The organism is Frondihabitans cladoniiphilus (assembly GCF_039544345.1).
GTDB classification, from domain to species: domain Bacteria; phylum Actinomycetota; class Actinomycetes; order Actinomycetales; family Microbacteriaceae; genus Frondihabitans; species Frondihabitans cladoniiphilus.
Window position 1 is genome coordinate 218,345 of record NZ_BAABLM010000010.1, and the last position, 18,977, is coordinate 237,321.

Sequence of the window (18,977 nt, forward strand, 5' to 3'; positions counted from 1 at the left end):
GCTTTCGAGACGGACTCGCCCCTCGTGCGCGAGCCCGTCGAGCACCAGAGGAGTCCCGTGTCCCGCACCCTGCAGAGCGCACAACCGACCACTTTCTCCCGGATCCTCGCCGTCGGCGGCGTCCGCGGCGAGTACACGGTGATGAACGACGACATCGTCGAGCCGATCAACTCGTCGGACGAGTGGATCCAACGGCGCACGGGCATCGTCAGCCGCCGCCGGGCATCCCAGTCGGTGCTGGTCCAAGACCTGGCAGAAGGGGCGGGGCGCGCCGCCGTCGAAGCCGCGGGCGTGGATCCCTCGCTCATCGACGTGGTCATCATCTCGACCGTCTCGTGGATGCAGCCGACCCCGGGCATGGCACCCATCGTCGCGGCGGCGATCGGCGCCTCCCCCTCGGCTGCCGCCTACGACGTGAACGCGGGATGCGCGGGCTACTGCTACGGGATCGGTCAGGCCGACGGCATGATCCGTTCCGGTCTCGCCAAGTACGTGCTCGTGATCGGTGCCGAGAAGCTCTCCGACTACGCCGACCCGACCGACCGGTCGATCTCGTTCATCATCGCGGACGGCGCCGGAGCCGCCCTGCTCGGACCGAGCGAGACCCCCGGCATCGGGCCGACGATCTGGGGCTCCGACGGCACTCACGCCGACGCGATCACCATGACCCACACCTGGCTCGACTACAAGAACGCCGCTCCGGGTTCCGAGATCGAGTGGCCGACCGCGCGCCAGGAGGGGCCGAGCGTCTACCGCTGGGCCGTCTCCGAGATGCCGAAGATGGCCGCCCGAGCCATCGAGGCCGCCGGGCTGCTGCCCGAAGACATCGACGTCTTCATCCCGCACCAGGCGAACCTCCGCATCGTCGAGGGCATGGCCCAGAAGCTCGGCATGCGCGACGACGTCGTCGTGGCGCACGACATCGTCGACACCGGCAACACGTCCGGCGCCTCCGTGCCCCTCGCGACGGAACGACTCCTGCGGGAGGGCCGTGCCAAGGGCGGTCAGATCGCCCTGCAGTTCGGCTTCGGCGCCGGCCTCGCCTACGCGGCGCAGGTCGTCGTGCTGCCCGACGCCTGGGCACCCGAGACCGTGCTGACCGGCGAGAGCAAGGCGGCCGGCATCGCCGCTGCCGAGGCCGCCGCCGAGCAGGACGCCGCCGACCTGAGCGCCGCCGAATGACCGACGCAGCGCAGCCCGCAGCCCAGCCCGACGCGGGGCAGCCCGACGAGCTCCTGATCCACCGCCCCGCCGAGGGGGTCGTCGTCGCGACCCTCAATCGCCCGGCACGTCTCAACGCGCTGACGCTCGAGCTGTTCGGCCGACTTGAGCAGCTCGCCCACGATCTCGACCGCGACGACTCGGCCCGCGTGCTGATCATCACCGGTGCCGGGCGCGGATTCTGCTCCGGCTACGACCTCGACGCGGCCGGCGACCTGAGTGCGCTGTCGCCGATGACGATGATGGACCTGCAGGAGCGCGCCTCCGACGCCCTGTCGGCCATCCGCACCCTGCGCATCCCGGTGATCGCCGCCGTGAACGGCGCCGCTGCGGGCGGCGGTCTCTCACTCGCGCTGGTGGCCGACATCCGCCTCGCCTCGACGACCGCGAAGTTCGTCGCGGCGTTCGCCAAGATCGGCTTGTCGGCCGGCGACCTCGGGGCGTCCTGGCTGCTCCCCCGACTGGTGGGCCCCGGCCACGCCGCCGACATCGCCTACACCGGACGCACGGTGACGGCGGACGAGGCCGTGACCATGCGCCTCGTCAACCGTGTGGTCGAGCCCGACGCCCTGCTCGACGAGGCGATCGCCCTCGCGACCTCGATCACGCGCAACTCCCCCGCCGGCGTCCGTCTGTCGAAGCGCGCCCTGCAGGCCAACCTCGAGGTGCCGTCGTACATGGCCGCGACCGAACTCGAGAACCGCGGTCAGACGCTCCTCACTCGCACCAAGGACATGGGCGAGGCCCTCCAGGCGTTCCTCGAGAAGCGCCCGGCCTCGTTCACGAACGAATGAGCGCCACCGAGGCAGCGGGCGCGGCGAGCCGGGCGACCGCCGAGAGCGACGGCACGACGACCACCGAGGGCGAGGGCACGACGACTCGTCACGAGTGGGACGGCCTGACCCTCACGCAGAACCACGACGGCGTGAGCATCCTCACCCTGAATCGGCCCGAGCGGATGAACTCGGTGACCCGCGACGTGTTCCGCGACCTGGGCGAGGCGGCCCGCGTGGTCTCGCGCGACGGGACCCGCGCCCTGGTGCTGACCGGCGCCGGCGATCGGGCGTTCTGCGCGGGCTACGACCTGGCCGAGTTGGGCGGACTGCTGGCGACGAGCGTTCCCGAGTTCCTCACGATCGAAGACGTTGCCAGCGGCGCCGTCCGTGCGCTGCAGCAGCTCCCGTTCCCCGTGGTCGCCGCGGTCAACGGAGCGGCCTCGGGCGGCGGGCTCTCCCTCGCCCTCGCCGCCGACATCCGCGTGGCGTCGTCGACTGCCAGCTTCAACGCGGCCTTCGTCAAGGTCGGCTTCTCGGTCGGCGAACTCGGCACGTCGTGGATGCTCACCCGCACGGTCGGGCCCGGGCTCGCCGCCGAACTGTCGTTCACCGGCCGCATCGTCCGAGCCGACGAGGCCCTGGCGATCGGGCTGGCCGACCGGGTCGTCTCACCCGCCGACCTGCAGGCGACGGCCCTCGAGCTGGCCACCCGGCTCGCCGACCCCGTGCGGGCCTCGGGCGGCGCCTCACTCGCCGAAGCGCGGATCGGCAAGCGCACGCTGACCACGGCCTCTGAGACGGCCTCGTTCGAAGTCTCGCTCCGGGCGGGGCTCGGCGACCGTGCCTGAAGCGCGACCGTGCGTGAATCGAGTCGAGTCATGAATCGAGTCCACCCGTGAAGCCCTCCGACGACCTCCGCCACCGCCCCGAGCCCGGCGAACGCATGCGCGATTCGCTCTTCTGGCAAGTCGCCCTCCCCGAGGAGCGCCTCGCCGTGCAGGTCTACCTCTTCGTCACCGGCACCGGCGCGGCCGGCTACAACGTCGCCGTCTGGGGCCCCGACACGCTCGTGCTCGAGCAGGGCGGCGGTCGTGTCCCCGACTCGATGGACTTCGACGACTTCACGGTCGGCGCCCTGACGATTCGCAACGAGGAGCCGCTGCTCACCTCGTCCGTCTCCGTCGCCGGTGCCGAGATCCAGCTCGACCTCGCGTTCCGCGGCGCGCACGAGGCCTTCAGCTTCCGCGACAACCCCGACGGCCTGCCGACGTGGTTCGCCGACGACCGTCTGGAGCAGACCGGGCACGTCTCGGGCCGCCTGACATTCACCACGACCGGAGCCTCCGAGTCCCGCACCGTGGAGCTCGGGCCCGTCGGCCACCGCGACCACTCCTGGGGCCTGCGCGACTGGCGCGCACCCCAGCACTGGAAGTGGCTGGTCGCCTACACCCCGTCCGGTCGCGCGGTCAACGGCTGGATCTGGCAGGCCCGGGGCGAGTGGGGCTTCGCCGGCTACGTGACCCGCGACGGCCGCCCGGTGGCGGTCTCGACCATCGAGGCCACGACGCGCTACTCCGAGTCGTTCGAACAGGAGCACCTCGACGCCGTCCTCCACGACGTGGACGGCGGCACGACCCGTCTGACGCTCGACGTCTACGGCGTCCTGCACCTGCCCGACGAGCGCACCGGCACGACGGTCCTCGAGGGCGCCTCGATCGCGACCATCGACGGCGAACCCGGCGCCGGCCAGTTCGAGACCCTCTGGCCCACGTCGTACTTCGAGCACCTGGCGGGCGTGTGACTCCCGACGACGTCCGAGCCCTCGGCGGCTTCCTCGAACGGCAGGGTCTGGCTCGGCCCGGCGCCGCCGACTCCGGCATCACGGTGCGACGCATCGGCGACGGCCACGCGAACCTGACCTACCTGGCCACTCCGGTCGCCGTACCCTCCGCTCGACCCCCCGAGACACGCCCGCGGGATGCCCGCCCTCACGACACCCGGCCGGCCGACGCCACGCCGTCCTCCGCTCGAGCGGGCGCGGTGCGCTCCGTCGTGGTCCGCCGACCTCCCCCTCCCCCGCTCCCGCCCGGCGCCAACGACGTGCTGCGCGAGGCCCGGGTCATGGCGGCCGTCGGTGCCTCGTCGGCAGGCCTCCCCGCCGGGCGTCGCGTGCCGGTTCCGGAAGTCCTGGCGACGGCCGAGGCCGGCGAGGTGCTCGAGTCCCCTCTGTTCGTGATGTCGTACGTCGAGGGGCCCGTGATCACCACGGACCTGCCGGAGTCCCTCCGGGCAGCCTCGGCCCGAGCATCCTTCGCCTTCGACCTGATCGACGGCCTGGCCGCCCTGCACTCGCTCGAGTGGACCGGACTCGGCCTCCGCGGTCGCCCGGAAGGCTCGAACCGGCGTCAGCTCGCCCGCATGGCGGCCCTGGCATCGTTCGGCGAGGATGCCCTGCCCGAACCGTTCCGGGAGGTGGAGGCGTGGCTCGACAGCACCGTTCCGCCGGAATCGGGAGCCGCGCTGCTGCACGGCGACTATCGCCTCGGGAACGTGGTCGCGCATCCCACGCTGCCCCGCGTCGCGGCCGTGCTCGACTGGGAGCTGGCCACAGTCGGCGACCCGCTCGTCGACCTGGGCTATCTGTTGGCGACGTGGGCCGTGCCCGGCGAGGCTCCGACGCCGATCGAAGAGCTGGGGGTCGCGACCGCCGTGGCGGGGTTCCCATCACGGGACGAGCTGGCCGCCCGCTACGCGTCCCGCACCGGGGCCGACCTCGGTGCGCTCGACTGGTACGTGGCGTTCGCCCACTTCAAGCTCGCTGCGCTCTACGAGTACAGCCGACGGCGTTTCGAAGCGGGCGACGGCGACGAGTACTACGCCGACCCGTCGCTCGTGGCGCGGTTCCTCGCCGCGGCGCGGGGCGCGGCCCGCCTCGCCTGACGTCCGACGCGCCCGACCCGCTGCGGTTACCGCTGCGGCCGCGGCTAGTGCTGCTGCTGCGCCTTCGTCAGTGCTGCTGCTGCGCCTTCGTCGCGGCGGCGGCAGCCTTGCCCCGCTCGCGGATCGCCGCCCAGTCGTCGGCTGACAGAGCGGTCAGTCCGGCGAACGTGCCCGGCCCGGCGAGCCGCTGCCCGCCGTCCATCGCGACCGTCTCGCCGGTGAGGTAGTCGCAGGCGTCGGACAGGAGGAACAGGGCGAGGTTGGCGACCTCGGTCGTCGTTCCGTGGCGACCCGCGGGGATCCCGCGCACGTCGGTCGCCCCGATGACGCTGGACGAACCAGGGTCGAGGACGTCCCAGGCGAAGTCGGTCGGGATCGGGCCGGGGGCGATGGCGTTCAGGCGGATGCCGTACCGCGCCCACTCCACGGCGAGCGACATCGTCATCGCGTTGACGGCCGCCTTCGCCATCGCGGAGGGCACGACGAAGGCCGAACCGGTGTCGACCCAGGTGGTGAGCAGGGACACGACGCTCCCCGCTGTTCCCGCGTCGATCCACCTCTTGCCGAGGGCGTGGGTGGTGAAGAACGAGCCGTCCATGACCGTCGAGGTGACGGCCCGGAACGCTCGGGGGCTGAGGGACTCGGTCGGGGCGATGAAGTTGGCGGCGGCGCTGTTCACGAGACCGGTGATCGGTCCGTCGGTCTCCCAGGTGCGCGAAACGGATAGCTCGACGGCCTCGGCGTCGCGCACGTCGACCGACTCCCACGTCGCGCCGATCCCGTCGGCAGCGGCCTCGAGCACACCCGGCCGACGGCCCCAGAGATGCACCGCAGCCCCATGCCGCCGCAGCGCGGTGGCGATCGCGAGCCCCAGCCCCGAGCCTCCCCCGGTCACCAGGATTCGGGATCCGTCGAGCAGAGAGGGAGAGAACACGGCGTTCGGCATGCCCCAAGTGTGAACCATGCTGGCATTCCCCTGATAATTTGGACTCAGTGAGGATCTGCCGGGCGGGGCATTCATGAGCGACGATCGCTGCCCCGTTTCCCCCGGACTCACCGACAGCGGACAGGAGCATCGTGACCCAGACGACGGCAACCGATACCACCAGCATCGATCCCTTCGGCCCCTATTCGGCCGACGACATCGCCCACTACTACGAAGCCGGCGACTGGCAGGAGAAGGTGCTCTATCAGCTCCTTGCCGACCGGGTGGCCGAGCATCCCGACCGGGTCTTCGTCACCGACGGCACGGTGAGCTTCACCTACGCCGACCTTTATGAGCAGGGGATCCGCCTGGCCGCCGGTCTCAAGGGTCTCGGCATCGGGCGGGGCGACATCGTCGCGGCGCAGATGCCGAACTGGGCCGAGTTCACGACCATCGCCGTCGCAGTGTCACGGCTGGGTGCCGTCCTGCTGCCGATCATGCCGATCTTCCGGCACGACGAGGTGCGCTTCAATCTCGAGCACTCGGGCGCCCGTGTGCTGATCGGGCCCGACTTCTTCCACAAGTTCAGCCACCGCGAGCTCTACCTCGACCTCCGCGACGAGATCGAGACCCTCGAGCACGTGATCATCGCCCGCCCCGAGCCCGCGAACGACCTCGGCCCGGCGCTCGCGTTCGACTCCCTCCTCGCCAGCGGTCCCCTGACCGAGCTGGACGAGTCCCTCGGCCAGGCCGCGGGCGCCGACGACGGCTTCGTGATCATCTACACCTCGGGCACGACGTCGCGCCCCAAGGGCTGCTTCCACACGTTCAACACCTTCTACGCGGGCAGCAAGGCCATGGTCGACCGCCTGCACGTCACCAGCGACGACGTGTTCTTCAATCCGTCGCCGGTCAGCCACACCACCGGCCTCGTCACCGGCGTCCTCGTGCCGTTGCTCGCCGGGGGCGGCACGCACTTCATGGCGGCGTGGAACCCCGACGAGGGCATGGCACGGATCCGCGACAACAAGTGCACCATGACCGTCACGTCGACGACGTTCCTGACCACGGTGATGCAGTCCTACCGCGCCGACGAGCACGACCTGAGCGGCATGAAGTACTGGATCTGCGCGGGTGCGCCGATCCCGGGCTCGGTCGTCCAGAACGCCCGCACCATGTTCGGCGGTCTCAGCGTGCTCAGCCTCTACGGCCGGTCCGAGAACCTCACGACGGCGATGTGCGCGCCGGAAGACGCCCCCGAGAAGTCCGTGCTGAGCGACGGCCGCGCCCTTCCCGACGCCGAGATCATCGTCGTCGGCCCCGACGGCCTCGAGGTGCCCCGCGGCGAAGACGGCGACATCGCCTATCGTGGCCCGTCGCACATGGTCGGCTACTTCGACGATCCCGCGCAGACCGAGGCGCTGTTCACGCCCCGGGGCTACTCCCGCTCGGGCGACCTCGGCTACATGGACGAGGGCGGCTTCGTCCGCGTCTCGGGCCGCATCAAGGACATCATCATCCGCGGTGGCATCAACATCTCGTCGCGTGAGGTGGAAGACCTGCTGATCACGCACGAGTCGATCCGCGACGTGGCCATCGTGTCGATGCCCGACCCGCGCCTCGGCGAGCGCGCCTGCGCCTTCGTCGTGACCGAGCCCGGCTTCCCGCCGGCGACCGTCGAGTCGGTCAGCGCCTTCCTGACGGCGAAGAAGATCGCCGTGCAGAAGCACCCGGAGCGCATCGAGGTCGTCGAGGGCCTGCCGATGACGGCCACGGGCAAGGTCTCGAAGCAGCTGCTGCGCGAGCGGATCGCGGCGACGCTGGCCGACGAGCGGGCCGCCGCCGCGGAGCGCTAGGAGCGGACCTCGACGACGACCTTGCCGAGGGTGGAGCGTTGCTCGAGGGCGAGGAGGGCATCGGCGCTCCGCTCCATCGGATAGGTCGCTCCGACGATCGGGTGGATCCGCCCGGCGTCGAGCAGCGCCTGCACGGCGTCGCGCACCTGCAGCAGGGTGCCGGGGTATTCGGCGTCCATGGTGTCCATCGAGATGCCCGTGACCGTCAGGTTGCGCAGCAGCAGCCGGTTGACCTTGACCTCGGGGATCGAGCCGCCGACGAAGCCGATCACGACGAGGGTTCCTCCGGTGCGGAGGGCGCGCAGCGAGTCGACGAAGCGATCGCCGCCGACCGGGTCGAGGACCACGTCGACCCCGTGCCCGTCGGTGAGGCGCTGCACTTCGGCGAGCCAGTTGCGGTCGCTGCGGACGACCTCGGCGGCCCCGGCTCGGCGGGCGACCTCTTCTTTCTCGTCGGACGACACCACCGCGATGGCGCGGACCCCGAAGGCTGCGGCGAGGTCGAGGGCGGCCGTGCCCACTCCCCCGGCGGCGCCCTGCACGAGGACCGTGCCGCCCGGCTGCACGCCGCTGCGGTGGTAGGCGAACCAGGCGGTCGAGTAGTTGAGGTAGACGGCGGCGCCGTCGGCGTACGACATCGCATCGGGCAGCTTGACGGTGTATTCGGGCGCGACCAGGCACTGCTCCGCGACGCCGCCCCAGAACACGATGCCGCCTACGCGATCGCCGACGGCGAAGGAATCACTCGCCGACTCGACCACCACTCCGGCCACTTCGCTGCCGAGCACGTAGGGCACCCGGGTGCCGTACTGGTAGGCCCCGCGGGTCTGCAACCCGTCGATCACGCTCAGCCCCGCAGCGTGCACGTCGACGACGACTCGCTCGCCCTTCGCACGCTCGTGGCTACCGGTGGGGGCGGGGAAGTCCCCGAGACGAGCCGCTTCCGGCCCCCCGAGGCTCTCGATGACGACTGCTTGCACGCTGTACAGAATATCGGGGCCCGCGGGATGCACGGTCCCGTCCCCCGCTCGAAAGCCCCCTCGTGACGGGCGCACCCTCATGGCTCGCTCTGGGGATACTCTTGCGGAGTACGCAGAATTCGAGTCCGTGGGGGGCCGGCCCGTGCATCCTCCGTTTCCCCCGGCTCTTCGCAGAACCTTCCAGGGAAAGTTGTATCGATGAAGCTCCGCACCACTGCAGTCGTCGCCGTCTCGGCCGCTGCCCTTCTCGCCGCCGTCACCGGCTGCTCGACCAGCTCGTCCACGTCGGGGTCGTCGTCGACCTCCGCCACGACGAAGACCGCTGCCGCCGCCGCGAAGACCTACTCGGCCGACGACCTGACCACCGTGCTCACTAAAGCGGAGAAGACGCTCGGCGTGACCGACGGCAAGATCCTCGACAACGCCACCGTGCAGGCCACCATCAAGAAGGCGGGCGGGGCCGGCGGCCTCTCGAGCCTCCTCAGCCAGTCGGGTGTGACCATCCAGCCGGCCGCCTGCGCCGACGAGTTCAAGAAGCTCAGCGTCACGCCGTCCACGAACTACATCGGCAGCGACCTGACCTACGGCTCGACCGTGGTGGGTGTGCTCGCCAACGACAAGAAGCCGCTGGGCGCCACCTTCAACAGCAGCACCGAGGCGCAGCAGAACGACGCGCTCGCCAAGTGCTCGACGATGTCGATCTCGGTCCAGCCCGCCGGGACGACCACGCCGGTCGCCATCGCCCTGAAGCTCGCCAAGGGCACCGCGACGACGAACGCCGAGAAGACGTACTCGATCGACGAGACCCTCACGCTGCCCGCTGCCGCCGGCGGCACCACGGCCACGATCACGACGATCACCGCGGTCCAGGGCAACCTGCTGATCACGGCCACGTCCACTCCTGCGGGGCTGACCGGCACGGCCACCGACACGACCGCCCCGTCGCCGTCCATCGAGGACGCCGTCAACGCAGTGGTCGCTGCCGCGAAGTAGCCGCTGCAGCGCGGTGGTCGCTGCCGCGAAGTAACCGAGGGGGCAGGTCGTCACGGCAGAATGGGCGCATGACCGACGACCTGCCCACCTACTCCATCGCGCAGCTCGAGCAGGAACTCGCCGACCTGCGCTTCGACGACATCGGAGTCGTGGACCAGTCGGCCGCCTACGCGCTGGGGACCCTCGCCGCCGAGATCATCCGCGAGCGCGAGGTCGCCCTGGCAGTGCAGGTCGTGCTAGGCGACCACATCGTCTACAAGGCGGCGCTCGGCGGGGTGCCCCAGGGAACCACCGACTGGCTCCGCCGCAAGGCCAACGTGACGAAGCGCGACCGGCTGCCGTCGCTGCTCGTGCGGCTGCGCCTCGAGGAATCGGGCCGGACCGCGGAGCAGCTCGGCTGGAACGATCGCGACTTCGCTGCCTACGGCGGGTCGTTCCCGATCCTCGTCGGCGGCGAGCTGGTCGGCACGATCACGACGTCGGGGGCGGCGGACGTCGTCGACCACGAGGTCGTCGTGGCGGCGGTGCGGAGCTACCTGTTCAACTGAGGTCGCCGCGCCCCGCCCCGCGCCCCGGTTCGGGGGCTCGGGGCAGGGGGCGGCTGGGGGCTCGCCGCGACGCGCACCCCTCATTCCGCGAGGGACCCCCGGTCGACGAGGGTGCGGTGCAGCGAGCGGGGTGCCGTTCCGCGGGAACGGGGTGCCCCTCCGTGAGACGAGGGTGCGGGTGCCACCGCTCCGCGGGAACGGGGTGCCCCTGCGCACAACGGGGGGGGTGCCACGGCCGCGCGGGAACGGGGTGCGCCCCCTCCAGACGGCGGGGGGCCGGGCATCCCACCCTCAGCAGCGCTACGCCGCAGGCACGAACAGCGTGATCGTGTCGACGACCAGCGCCGGCCGCTCCGACCCCTCGATCTCGACGGTCAGTCGGTAGCCGAGCCGCACGCCGCCCGCTCCCGCTACGGCCGAGGTGATCTCGCCGACCGCCCGCACGCGGCTGCCGACGATGACGGGCTGCAAGAACCGCAGCTTGTCCGCCCCGTAGTTGATGACGTTCTGCGTGCCCTCGACCTGCAGCAGCTCGAACACGAATGCTGCGGTGAGCGACAGGGTGAGGTAGCCGTGCGCGATCGTCGCACCGAACGGGCCGGTGGCCGCTCGGGCGGGGTCGGTGTGGATCCACTGCTGGTCGCCGGTCGCGTCGGCGAAGGCCTGGATGCGCTCCTGGTCGATCGTCACCCACTCGGACGGCCCGAGCGTGGTCCCTTCCGAGCCGATCAGGTCCTGAGGCGTGGCGAAGACCGTGGCGCCGCCCGACTCCCCGCTCACGAGAGAGGCCCGCCCGCCGCGTAGAGCACCTGGCCCGAGACGTAGCCGGCCCCCTCGGAGCAGAAGAACGAGGCCACGGCCGCGATGTCCTCGGGCTGGCCGATGCGACGGACGGCGATCTCCTTGGCGGCCCCCTCGAGGAACTGGTCCAGCGGCACCTTCATGCGACGGGCGGTCTCCTCGATCATCGCGGTCTGGATGAACCCCGGTGCGATCGCGTTGACGGTCACGCCGAACGGGCCGAGCTCGATCGCGAGCGTCTTCGTGAACCCCTGCATGCCCGCCTTCGCCGCCGAGTAGTTGGCCTGGCCGCGGTTGCCGAGGGCCGACGACGACGACAGGTTGACGATGCGCCCCCAGCCGGCCTTGGTCTGGTACTTCTGCACCTCGCGGCTCATCAGGAACGCGCCGCGCAGGTGGACGCCGAGCACGGTGTCCCAGTCGGAGACGCTCATCTTGAAGAGCAGGTTGTCGCGGAGCACACCGGCGTTGTTGATCAGCACGGTCGGCTCGCCGAGCTGCGCGACGACGGCGTCGACGGCGGCGGTGACACTCGCCTCGTCGGCCACATCGGCGGTGAGACCGATCGCACGGTGGCCGAGCTCGACGATGTCTTGGGCGGTCTCGGCGACGTCGTGCTCGTTCAAGTCGAGCAGCGCGACCGCGAAGCCGTCCTCGGCCAGGCGCTTGCCGACCGCGGCGCCGATGCCGCGGCCTCCGCCGGTGACGATGGCGACGCGCTGGTCGGACGGGGCCGGAACGGTGCGGTCCTCGATGGGTGAGTCGGTCATGGGTGGTTCTCCTTGCAGTGGTTCCGAAGCGGTACGGGTGACGAAAAAAGGATGAAAAAAGGCGAGAAGTCAGTGCGGGAAGACGATGAGCTGCCGGAGCGCTCGCCCCGAAGCGAGGGCGTCCATCGCCTCGTTGAGGTCTCCGAGGCCGACGTGCGCGGAGACGAGCTTCTCCACGGGCAGCAGCCCGCGCCGCCACAGGTCGACGTAGATCGGGATGTCGCGCGACGGCACCGACGAGCCGAGGTAGCTGCCGACCACGGTGCGCGCCTCCGAGGTCAGGGTGAGCGGCGCGATCGACGAGCGGGCGTCCGGCCGGGGGAGACCGACGGTCACCGTGGTGCCGCCGGGTGCCGTCAGAGCGAAGGCCGTCTCGAAGGCCGCGGGATGCCCGGCCGCCTCGATCACGACGGGGGCCTTCGTGCCCCGCTCCTTCGCCTCGTCCGGACTGTGCACCTCACTCGCATCGAGGGCCAGTGCCTGCTCGAGCTTCTCGGGGATCGCGTCGACGCCGATGACCCGGTGGCCGGTGGCGACCGCGACCAGCACGGCGGCCATGCCGACGCCGCCGAGCCCGACGACGAGGACGTCCTCCCCGTCGCGCGGTCGGCCCGCGTTGAGCACGGCCCCACCGCCGGTCAGGACGGCGCACCCCAGCAGTGCCGCGACTTCGGGCGGCACGTCGGCGTCGACTCGCACGACGGAGGTCGTGGAGACCACGGCGTGCGTGGCGAAGGCGGAGACGCCGAGGTGGTGCTTGACGACCTCCGACGCGACCGAGCCCGACGAAGCTCGGTGCAGCCGGTCTCCGCCGCCGACGAGGGTGCCGTCGTTGTTGGCGGCGCTCCCGACGCGGCAGGGCAGCCGCCCGTCGGTGAGGCACTCCGGGCACCTGCCGCAGCGCGGGAGGAACGTCATGACGACCCGGTCGCCCACGGCGAGCCCCGATGATCCGTCGGCCCCCGCAGCGTCGGCCCCGGCGCCCAGCTCCTCGACGATGCCGGCGGCCTCGTGGCCGAGAAGCATCGGAACCGGGCGGATGCGGTTGCCGTCCACCACCGAGAGGTCGCTGTGGCACACTCCTGCCGCTTCGATCCGCACCAGCACCTCGCCGGGCCCGGGCGGGTCGAGCTCGATCGTGGAGAGGGTCAGCGGCCGCGACGCCGTGAACGGGCGCTCGGCGTCGGTCCGTTCGAGGACGGCTCCTTCGATCTGCATGCGCCCCCCTACGACAGTCGCTCGACGATCATGGCCATGCCCTGTCCGCCGCCGACGCACATCGTCTCGAGGCCGAACCGTGCATCCCGCGTCTTCAGGCCGTTGAGGAGCGTGCCCGTGATGCGGGCGCCCGTCATGCCGAAGGGGTGGCCGACCGCGATGGCACCGCCGTGGACGTTGAGCGTGTCGTAGTCGACTCCGAGCTCGCGGGCCGACGGGATCACCTGAGCCGCGAACGCCTCGTTGATCTCGACCAGGTCGATGTCGTCGATGGTGAGGCCCGCCCGCTTCAGTGCCTGGCGCGAGGCCTCGACGGGACCGAGGCCCATGATCTCGGGGCTCAGGCCGGTGACGCCGGTGGACACGATGCGGGCGAGCGGGGTCAGGCCGAGCTCGCGGGCCTTGGTGTCGCTCATGATGACGACCGCTGCCGCGCCGTCGTTGAGCGGGCAGGCGTTTCCGGCCGTGACGGTGCCGTCGGGGCGGAACACCGGCTTGAGTCCGGAAAGGGTCTCGACCGTGGTGCCGGCACGAGGGCCGTCGTCGAGGGAGACGACCCTTCCGTCGGGGCGCGTGACCGGCGTGATCTCGCGCGCCCAGAAGCCGTCGGCGATCGCCTGCTCGGCCCGGTTCTGGCTGAGCGCCGCGAACTCGTCCTGCTCCTCGCGGCTGATCTTCATCAGGCCGGCGACGTTCTCGGCCGTCTCGCCCATGGCGATGTACGGGTCGGGCAACTCGTCGTCTTCGCGGGGGTCGTGCCAGACGCCCTGGCCGCCCGCCTTACGGGAGGCCGTGCGCGCCATGGCGTCGGCGAACCGCGGGTTCTCCAGCGACTCGCCGGGGATGTAGTCGGACGATCCGCGGGCCGAGTGCGAGACCGACTCGACGCCGGCCGACAGGAACACGTCGCCCTCCCCGGCCTTGATCGCGTGGAACGCCATGCGCGTGGTCTGGAGGCTCGACGAGCAGTACCGGTTGACGGTGGTGCCCGGCAAGAAGTCGTAGCCGAGCTGGACGGCGACGATCCGGGCGATGTTCATGCCCTGCTCGCCGCCGGGCATCCCGCACCCCATCATCAAGTCGGAGATGTCACGAGGATCCAAGGACGGCACCTTGTCGAGGACGTCGCGCACGATGAGGGTGGCCAGGTCGTCGGGCCGGAAGTCGACGAGCGACCCCTTGAAGGCGCGACCGATCGGCGACCGCGAGGTCGCCACGATGACTGCTTCGGTCATGAGACGAACGCGCTCTTCCCGGTGATGGCACGGCCGACGATGAGGGAGTTCATCTCGCGAGTGCCTTCGAACGAGTAGATGGCCTCGGCATCGGCGAAGCGGCGGGCGACCCCGTAGTCGAGCACGATGCCGTTGCCGCCCATCACCTCACGGCACCAGGCGACGGTCTCGCGCATGCGGCTGGTGGCGAACGACTTGGCCATGGACGCGTGGGCGTCGGTCTGACGCCCCTGGTCGAGGAGGTCGGAGGTCTGCATGCAGAGAGCGATCGACGACGAGATGTTGGCGAGCGATTTCGCCAGGAGGTCTTGAACGAGCTGGAACGACGACAGCGACTTGCCGAACTGCTCGCGCTCCTTCACGTAGGCGACGGCGGACTCGTACGCGCCGATCGCGTTGCCGATGGCCTGCCAGGCGACGTCGGCACGGGTCAGGAGCAGCACCTTCGCCGTGTCTTTGAACGAGTTGACCTGCTGCAGGCGACGCTCTTCGGGGACCACGACGTCGGTGAGGGTGATGTCGGCGTTCTGCACCATGCGAAGCGACTGCTTGCGCTCGATCCTGGTGGCGACGAAGCCGGGGGTGTCGCTCGTGACGAGGAAGCCCTTGACCTGGCCGTCGGCCGTGTCGCGGGCCCAGATGACGATGACGTCGGCGAAGGTCGCGTTGCCGATCCAGCGCTTCTGGCCATTGAGGGTCCAGGAGTCGCCGTTGCGCGTGGCGGTCGTGCGGAGACCGCCGGCCGAGTCGGATCCCGAGAGCGGTTCGGTCAGGCCGAAGGCGCCGATCGTCTCACCCGTGGCCATCTTCGGGAGCCACTCGGCACGCTGGGCGGGGCTGCCGCCAACGCCGATGGAGCCCATGGCGAGGCCGGAGGTGACGCCGATGAACGTCGACACCGAGGCGTCGACGCGACCGGACTCGAGGGCTGCCCAGCCGCGGTATTTCGCGCTGTTCTCGAAGAGCCGCGACTCCTCCCAGAGCGGGCCGTAGGCACCGAGCTCGGCGAGAGGCTTGATCACGTGCATCGGGAACTCGGCACGCTCCCAGTAGTCGTCGGCGATCGGCGCGACCTCGGCTTCGAGGTAGGAGCGCAGCTCGTGGATGTTCTCGTTCTCTCGGGGGGTCAACGCGTCTTGCGCGTAGTAGAAGTCACTCGAGAGATACGACGTGGCGGTGGTGACGGTCATTGAATTCAGCTCCATTGCTTGACGGATGACAACCGATGAAGCCATTGTGCATCCGTTTCCGCTCTCCTGCATCAAATTCGAGAATGTTGCACAGGTGAGTCGCCAGCGCTTAGAGTGCTGGCATGTCGATGCAGACCGCCGCCCCCACCGCGTGGGCGAGCGTTGCCACGACCCGGGTGCCGTCCGAGTTGGCCGCGAGGCTCGAAGCGGGCTCGCACACCGACACCGTCCGGGCGTTCGTCCTCGCCCGCCGCACCTTCCTGGCCGGCGAACGGGTCGACATGAACGTGTTGGCCGCCAGCCTCGGCGTCGATCGCACCTCCCTCTTCCGGTGGCTCGGCAACCGCGACGCGCTCTTGAGCGAAGTGCTGTGGTCGCTGGCCGAGCCGACGCTGGTGCGGCTGGAACGCGCATCCCCGGCCACCGGCTCCGCCCGGCTCACGTCGATCCTCGGCGATTTCGTCGAGTCGCTGATCACCGCCCCGTACTTCCAGGGCTTCCTGAGCCACGAGCCGGCCCGGGCGCTGCGGGTGCTCACGACCAAGGAGAGCCAGGTGCAGCAGCGCTACCTGGCCGTCGTCGAAGCCATGCTCGAAGCCGAGACCGGGGCGGGCAGGATGCACTACTCGCTTTCCACGCACGACCTCGCCTACCTCCTCGTGCGCATCTCCGAGTCGTTCACCTACGCCGATCTGATCACGGGTGAGAAGCCCAGCGCGGAGCGCGCCCGGGCCGCCTTCGAATACGTCCTGAGGGAGTCATGAGCGGCTACGAGTACACCTTCGCCTCGCGCTGGAACGACAACGACGTCTACGGCCACCTCAACAACGCCGTGTACAACCAGGCGATGGACACCACGATCAACACCTGGCTGGTCGAAGAGGCCGGGTTCGACCTGATGGCCGGCGACCCGCTGGCGCTGTGCGTGTCGTCGTCGTGCCAGTTCCGCGCGTCGGCGTCGTTCCCCGAGCGGATCGTCGTCGAGCTCCAGGTGGCGAAGATCGGGAACTCGAGCGTCGTCTGGACTCCTCGGATCCTTCGTGAATCGAATCGGGAACTGCTCGTCGACGGTGAGTTCGTCAGCGTCTACGTCGACCGCCAGACTCGGCGGCCGGTTCCCGTGCCAGCGTCGATCCGAGACTCGTTGGCCGCCACGTTCGCGGTGCCCGCACCCTGATCCCACCCCGTTTTCTGTATCTGCTCCACCCCCGTCGTCAGCGTTGATGAAAGGAACGAACAATGACGTTCACCACCACCGAAGAGCTCCTCACCGGGCCCGGCCTCGGCACGATGTCGATCGCGGCGATCCTCAGCGAGAGCGCGCGCCGCCACCACGACCGGCCGGCGCTGCACTTCGCCGGGACGACGACCACCTATGGCGAGCTGTGGGACCAGACCCGCGCCTACGCCGGGGCCCTCCGCGACCGAGGTGTGGGCCCGGGCGACCGCGTCGCCCTGATCATCCCGAACGTTCCGGACTTCTGCCGCGCCTACTACGCAGTGCTCTCCCTCGGAGCGATCGTCGTGCCGATCCACCTGCTGTTCAAGTCGGAGGAGATCGAATACGTGCTTCGCGACTCGGGCGCCGTCCTCGCCATCGTCGCGGCCCCTCAGCTCGGCGAAGCCGTGCCGGCTGCCACCCGCGCCGGAGTGCCCGTCGTCTCGGTGCTGCTGCCCGGGGATCACCCGGCCGCCGCCTCTGTCGCCCGACTCGAAGTGGAAGCCGCTTCCGCCGCGCCGATCGACCGGTACGAGTCGGTGAACCCGCTCGCCGCGGCCACGATCCTCTACACCTCGGGCACGACCGGCCATCCCAAGGGCGCCGTCGGCTCCCACCTCGCGATGGTGGAGCAGGTCAGTGCCGAGCTCCTCGACTGCACCGACATGAACGTCGACGACGTCGTCTTCGGGGGCCTGCCGTTCTTCCACGCCTTCGGGCAGACCTCGGTGATGAACACGGTGTTCCGCCGGGGCGCCTCCATCGTGCTGCTGCCGAAGTTCGACCCGGCCGCCGCGCTCGATCTCATGGTCGCGACGAAGACGACGATCTTCACGGCCGTGCCGACGATGTACATCGGACTGCTCGGAGCGGTCTCCACGCGCGGGGTCACCGGGGCGCTGCCGCCGCTGCGTTACGCCGTCTCGGGCGGGTCGGCGCTGCCCGTCGCAGTACTGGAGCGATTCGAGAAGGCGTTCGGGGCCCCGGTCCAGGAGGGCTACGGCCTCACCGAGACCAGCCCCGTCGCGACGGTCAACGACCTCGCGGACCCGCGGCCCGGCACGATCGGCAAGGCGATCTGGGGCGTCGACGTCGAGATCGCGCGGGCGTTCGCCGCTTCGGAGGGGGCGGGCGACGACTCGGAATCGGACGCCGACCACGTGGAGTTCCTCCCCGCCGGCGAGCTCGGCGAGATCGTCATCCGCGGCCACAACCTCATGAAGGGCTACCTCGGCAAGCCGGAGGCGACGGAGGCCGCCATGATCGACGGCTGGTTCCACACCGGCGACTTGGGGACCAAGGACGCCGAGGGCATCGTCACGGTCGTCGACCGCAAGAAGGACATGATCGTCCGGAACGGCTACAACGTGTACCCGTCCGAGGTCGAGGACGTCATCATGCGGCACCCCTCCGTGTCGAACGTCGCCGTCTTCGGGGTGCCGGACGACGTCCACGGACAGGAAGTGCACGCGGCCGTCGTCGCCCGCCCGGGCGCACGGGTCGACTGCGACGAGATCGTCGCGTTCGTGAAGGACCACCTCGCGGCCTACAAGTACCCGCGCGTCGTGCACGTGATGGAGGCGCTGCCGATCGGTGCGAGCGGCAAGGTGCTGAAGCGCGAGCTCGTGGGGCAGTTCGCGGCGGAGGGTGCCTCGGCGTAGGTGCTGCGGCCGCTTGTTCGCACCCTGCTCGCGCGGACCTGCACCCCGCTCGCGCGGACCTGCACCCTGCTCGCGCGAACTGCACCCTGCTCGCGCGGACCTGCACCCCGGCCCCGCGGAGGCGCACCCTCTTCCCTGCCCGGAACCCCTGTCGACCGGGGGTCCCCCGCGGGCTCAAGGGTGCGGGTCGTTCCGAGCCCCCACCCGCACCCTCGCCCCGCGGAGCCGCACCCCCCACCCGGATGCCCGCGGAACTGCACGCCTCACCGTCGGAGCGCACGCCTCCTGCTCCCCCGCCAGAGTTGCACTGCGAACTCGGCGATCTCCGTCCCGCGTGGCCGTGAAACTCGCACCCCCGCTCCGCAGCCCTGCACCCCACTCCCGCGGACCCGCACCCTCCTCCCCACACCGCTCCCCCGTCGACCGGGGGTCCCTCGCGGGCTCAGGGGTGCGGGTCGTTCCGAGCCCCCACCCGCACCCCCGCCCCGCCGAGCCACACCCCCAACCGGCGGATCGACTCCCCCGGGTACCCAGAGCGGCGCCCCACTCCGCATCGCGGCACACGCTCGACGGACCGAAAAGGATCTCCTGGAGCCGGGATGCACGCAGCGCCGGCTTTCCATCCCCGTCGCGCAGGGCCGCAC

At 70.6% G+C, this 18,977-nt stretch carries 18 protein-coding genes; 11 read left to right on the forward strand and 7 right to left on the reverse strand.

The window, feature by feature from the left end; all coding sequences use genetic code 11:
* Window positions 1-57: 57 nt before the first annotated feature.
* The 5 genes from ABEA39_RS16505 to ABEA39_RS16525 are packed head-to-tail and all read left to right on the forward strand — an operon-like array spanning window position 58 to window position 4,937.
* On the forward strand, window positions 58-1,182 hold the full coding sequence (locus ABEA39_RS16505) for a beta-ketoacyl-ACP synthase III (protein WP_345377051.1): 1,125 nt from the start codon (window positions 58-60) through the stop codon (window positions 1,180-1,182).
* A complete protein-coding gene (locus ABEA39_RS16510) occupies window positions 1,179-2,015 on the forward strand; it encodes an enoyl-CoA hydratase/isomerase family protein (RefSeq protein ID WP_345377052.1) in 837 nt (278 codons plus the stop codon). Before ABEA39_RS16505 ends, ABEA39_RS16510 begins: the two co-directional genes overlap by 4 nt.
* Window positions 2,012-2,845, forward strand: coding sequence for an enoyl-CoA hydratase/isomerase family protein (locus ABEA39_RS16515; protein ID WP_345377053.1), 834 nt, complete (start codon window positions 2,012-2,014; stop codon window positions 2,843-2,845). Before ABEA39_RS16510 ends, ABEA39_RS16515 begins: the two co-directional genes overlap by 4 nt.
* A 47-nt stretch (window positions 2,846-2,892) precedes the next feature.
* Complete coding sequence (locus ABEA39_RS16520; RefSeq protein WP_345377054.1) at window positions 2,893-3,798, forward strand: DUF7064 domain-containing protein; 906 nt, start codon at window positions 2,893-2,895, stop codon at window positions 3,796-3,798.
* Entirely contained in the window at window positions 3,795-4,937 is a 1,143-nt protein-coding gene (locus tag ABEA39_RS16525) for a phosphotransferase (protein ID WP_345377055.1), read from the forward strand. The genes ABEA39_RS16520 and ABEA39_RS16525 overlap by 4 nt, the downstream gene beginning before the upstream one ends.
* A 67-nt stretch (window positions 4,938-5,004) precedes the next feature.
* Here the strand turns inward: ABEA39_RS16525 and ABEA39_RS16530 are convergent, their stop codons facing one another.
* A complete protein-coding gene (locus ABEA39_RS16530) occupies window positions 5,005-5,901 on the reverse strand; it encodes an SDR family oxidoreductase (protein WP_345377056.1) in 897 nt (298 codons plus the stop codon).
* 113 nt (window positions 5,902-6,014) lie between these two features.
* Here ABEA39_RS16530 and ABEA39_RS16535 point away from each other — a divergent pair, with 113 nt between their 5' ends.
* The gene (locus tag ABEA39_RS16535; RefSeq protein WP_345377057.1) at window positions 6,015-7,718 is read left to right on the forward strand and encodes an AMP-binding protein; all 1,704 of its coding nucleotides are present in this window, start codon (window positions 6,015-6,017) and stop codon (window positions 7,716-7,718) included.
* Here ABEA39_RS16535 and ABEA39_RS16540 read toward each other — a convergent pair.
* Window positions 7,715-8,698, reverse strand: a complete 984-nt coding sequence (locus tag ABEA39_RS16540; RefSeq protein WP_345377058.1) for an NADPH:quinone oxidoreductase family protein — start codon at window positions 8,696-8,698, stop codon at window positions 7,715-7,717. The two genes, ABEA39_RS16535 and ABEA39_RS16540, sit on opposite strands and share 4 nt — an antisense overlap.
* A gap of 198 nt (window positions 8,699-8,896) precedes the next feature.
* Between ABEA39_RS16540 and ABEA39_RS16545 the strand changes: the two genes are divergently transcribed.
* Window positions 8,897-9,691 (forward strand): hypothetical protein, encoded by a 795-nt coding sequence (locus tag ABEA39_RS16545; RefSeq protein WP_345377059.1) that lies wholly within the window; start codon window positions 8,897-8,899, stop codon window positions 9,689-9,691.
* 68 nt (window positions 9,692-9,759) lie between these two features.
* Window positions 9,760-10,239, forward strand: a complete 480-nt coding sequence (locus tag ABEA39_RS16550) for a heme-binding protein (protein WP_345377060.1) — start codon at window positions 9,760-9,762, stop codon at window positions 10,237-10,239.
* Window positions 10,240-10,539: 300 nt separating this feature from the next.
* Here ABEA39_RS16550 and ABEA39_RS16555 read toward each other — a convergent pair whose 3' ends face one another.
* The 5 genes from ABEA39_RS16555 to ABEA39_RS16575 all read right to left on the reverse strand — a co-directional run bounded on the left by ABEA39_RS16555 (window position 10,540) and on the right by ABEA39_RS16575 (window position 15,453).
* On the reverse strand, window positions 10,540-11,019 hold the full coding sequence (locus ABEA39_RS16555; protein WP_345377061.1) for a MaoC family dehydratase: 480 nt from the start codon (window positions 11,017-11,019) through the stop codon (window positions 10,540-10,542).
* Window positions 11,016-11,810: an SDR family oxidoreductase gene (locus tag ABEA39_RS16560; protein WP_345377062.1), complete on the reverse strand. Its 795-nt coding sequence runs from the start codon at window positions 11,808-11,810 to the stop codon at window positions 11,016-11,018. Before ABEA39_RS16560 ends, ABEA39_RS16555 begins: the two co-directional genes overlap by 4 nt.
* A 69-nt stretch (window positions 11,811-11,879) precedes the next feature.
* Window positions 11,880-13,028 carry a zinc-binding dehydrogenase gene (locus ABEA39_RS16565; protein WP_345377063.1) on the reverse strand — a complete coding sequence of 383 codons (1,149 nt, stop codon included), beginning with the start codon at window positions 13,026-13,028 and terminating at the stop codon, window positions 11,880-11,882.
* Between the two features lie 8 nt (window positions 13,029-13,036).
* Window positions 13,037-14,263 (reverse strand): acetyl-CoA C-acetyltransferase, encoded by a 1,227-nt coding sequence (locus ABEA39_RS16570; RefSeq protein WP_345377064.1) that lies wholly within the window; start codon window positions 14,261-14,263, stop codon window positions 13,037-13,039.
* Window positions 14,260-15,453 carry an acyl-CoA dehydrogenase family protein gene (locus tag ABEA39_RS16575; protein ID WP_345377065.1) on the reverse strand — a complete coding sequence of 398 codons (1,194 nt, stop codon included), beginning with the start codon at window positions 15,451-15,453 and terminating at the stop codon, window positions 14,260-14,262. The genes ABEA39_RS16570 and ABEA39_RS16575 overlap by 4 nt, the downstream gene beginning before the upstream one ends.
* Before the next feature lie 122 nt (window positions 15,454-15,575).
* Between ABEA39_RS16575 and ABEA39_RS16580 the strand changes: the two genes are divergently transcribed.
* From ABEA39_RS16580 to ABEA39_RS16590, 3 genes are all read left to right on the forward strand, one after another.
* Window positions 15,576-16,217 carry a QsdR family transcriptional regulator gene (locus ABEA39_RS16580; protein ID WP_345377066.1) on the forward strand — a complete coding sequence of 214 codons (642 nt, stop codon included), beginning with the start codon at window positions 15,576-15,578 and terminating at the stop codon, window positions 16,215-16,217.
* On the forward strand, window positions 16,214-16,630 hold the full coding sequence (locus ABEA39_RS16585) for an acyl-CoA thioesterase (protein WP_345377067.1): 417 nt from the start codon (window positions 16,214-16,216) through the stop codon (window positions 16,628-16,630). The genes ABEA39_RS16580 and ABEA39_RS16585 overlap by 4 nt, the downstream gene beginning before the upstream one ends.
* 62 nt (window positions 16,631-16,692) lie before the next feature.
* Window positions 16,693-18,333, forward strand: a complete 1,641-nt coding sequence (locus tag ABEA39_RS16590; RefSeq protein WP_345377068.1) for a long-chain-fatty-acid--CoA ligase — start codon at window positions 16,693-16,695, stop codon at window positions 18,331-18,333.
* Window positions 18,334-18,977: the final 644 nt, after the last annotated feature.

Coding starts and splice junctions, on each gene's coding strand:
- ABEA39_RS16530 (WP_345377056.1), bottom strand. CDS start 5,901: ATGGTTCACACTTGGGGCATGCCGAACGCCGTGTTCTCTCCCTCTCTG.
- ABEA39_RS16515 (WP_345377053.1), top strand. CDS start 2,012: ATGAGCGCCACCGAGGCAGCGGGCGCGGCGAGCCGGGCGACCGCCGAG.
- ABEA39_RS16580 (WP_345377066.1), top strand. CDS start 15,576: ATGTCGATGCAGACCGCCGCCCCCACCGCGTGGGCGAGCGTTGCCACG.
- ABEA39_RS16510 (WP_345377052.1), top strand. CDS start 1,179: ATGACCGACGCAGCGCAGCCCGCAGCCCAGCCCGACGCGGGGCAGCCC.
- ABEA39_RS16585 (WP_345377067.1), top strand. CDS start 16,214: ATGAGCGGCTACGAGTACACCTTCGCCTCGCGCTGGAACGACAACGAC.
- ABEA39_RS16570 (WP_345377064.1), bottom strand. CDS start 14,263: ATGACCGAAGCAGTCATCGTGGCGACCTCGCGGTCGCCGATCGGTCGC.
- ABEA39_RS16590 (WP_345377068.1), top strand. CDS start 16,693: ATGACGTTCACCACCACCGAAGAGCTCCTCACCGGGCCCGGCCTCGGC.
- ABEA39_RS16575 (WP_345377065.1), bottom strand. CDS start 15,453: ATGACCGTCACCACCGCCACGTCGTATCTCTCGAGTGACTTCTACTAC.
- ABEA39_RS16565 (WP_345377063.1), bottom strand. CDS start 13,028: ATGCAGATCGAAGGAGCCGTCCTCGAACGGACCGACGCCGAGCGCCCG.
- ABEA39_RS16545 (WP_345377059.1), top strand. CDS start 8,897: ATGAAGCTCCGCACCACTGCAGTCGTCGCCGTCTCGGCCGCTGCCCTT.
- ABEA39_RS16550 (WP_345377060.1), top strand. CDS start 9,760: ATGACCGACGACCTGCCCACCTACTCCATCGCGCAGCTCGAGCAGGAA.
- ABEA39_RS16560 (WP_345377062.1), bottom strand. CDS start 11,810: ATGACCGACTCACCCATCGAGGACCGCACCGTTCCGGCCCCGTCCGAC.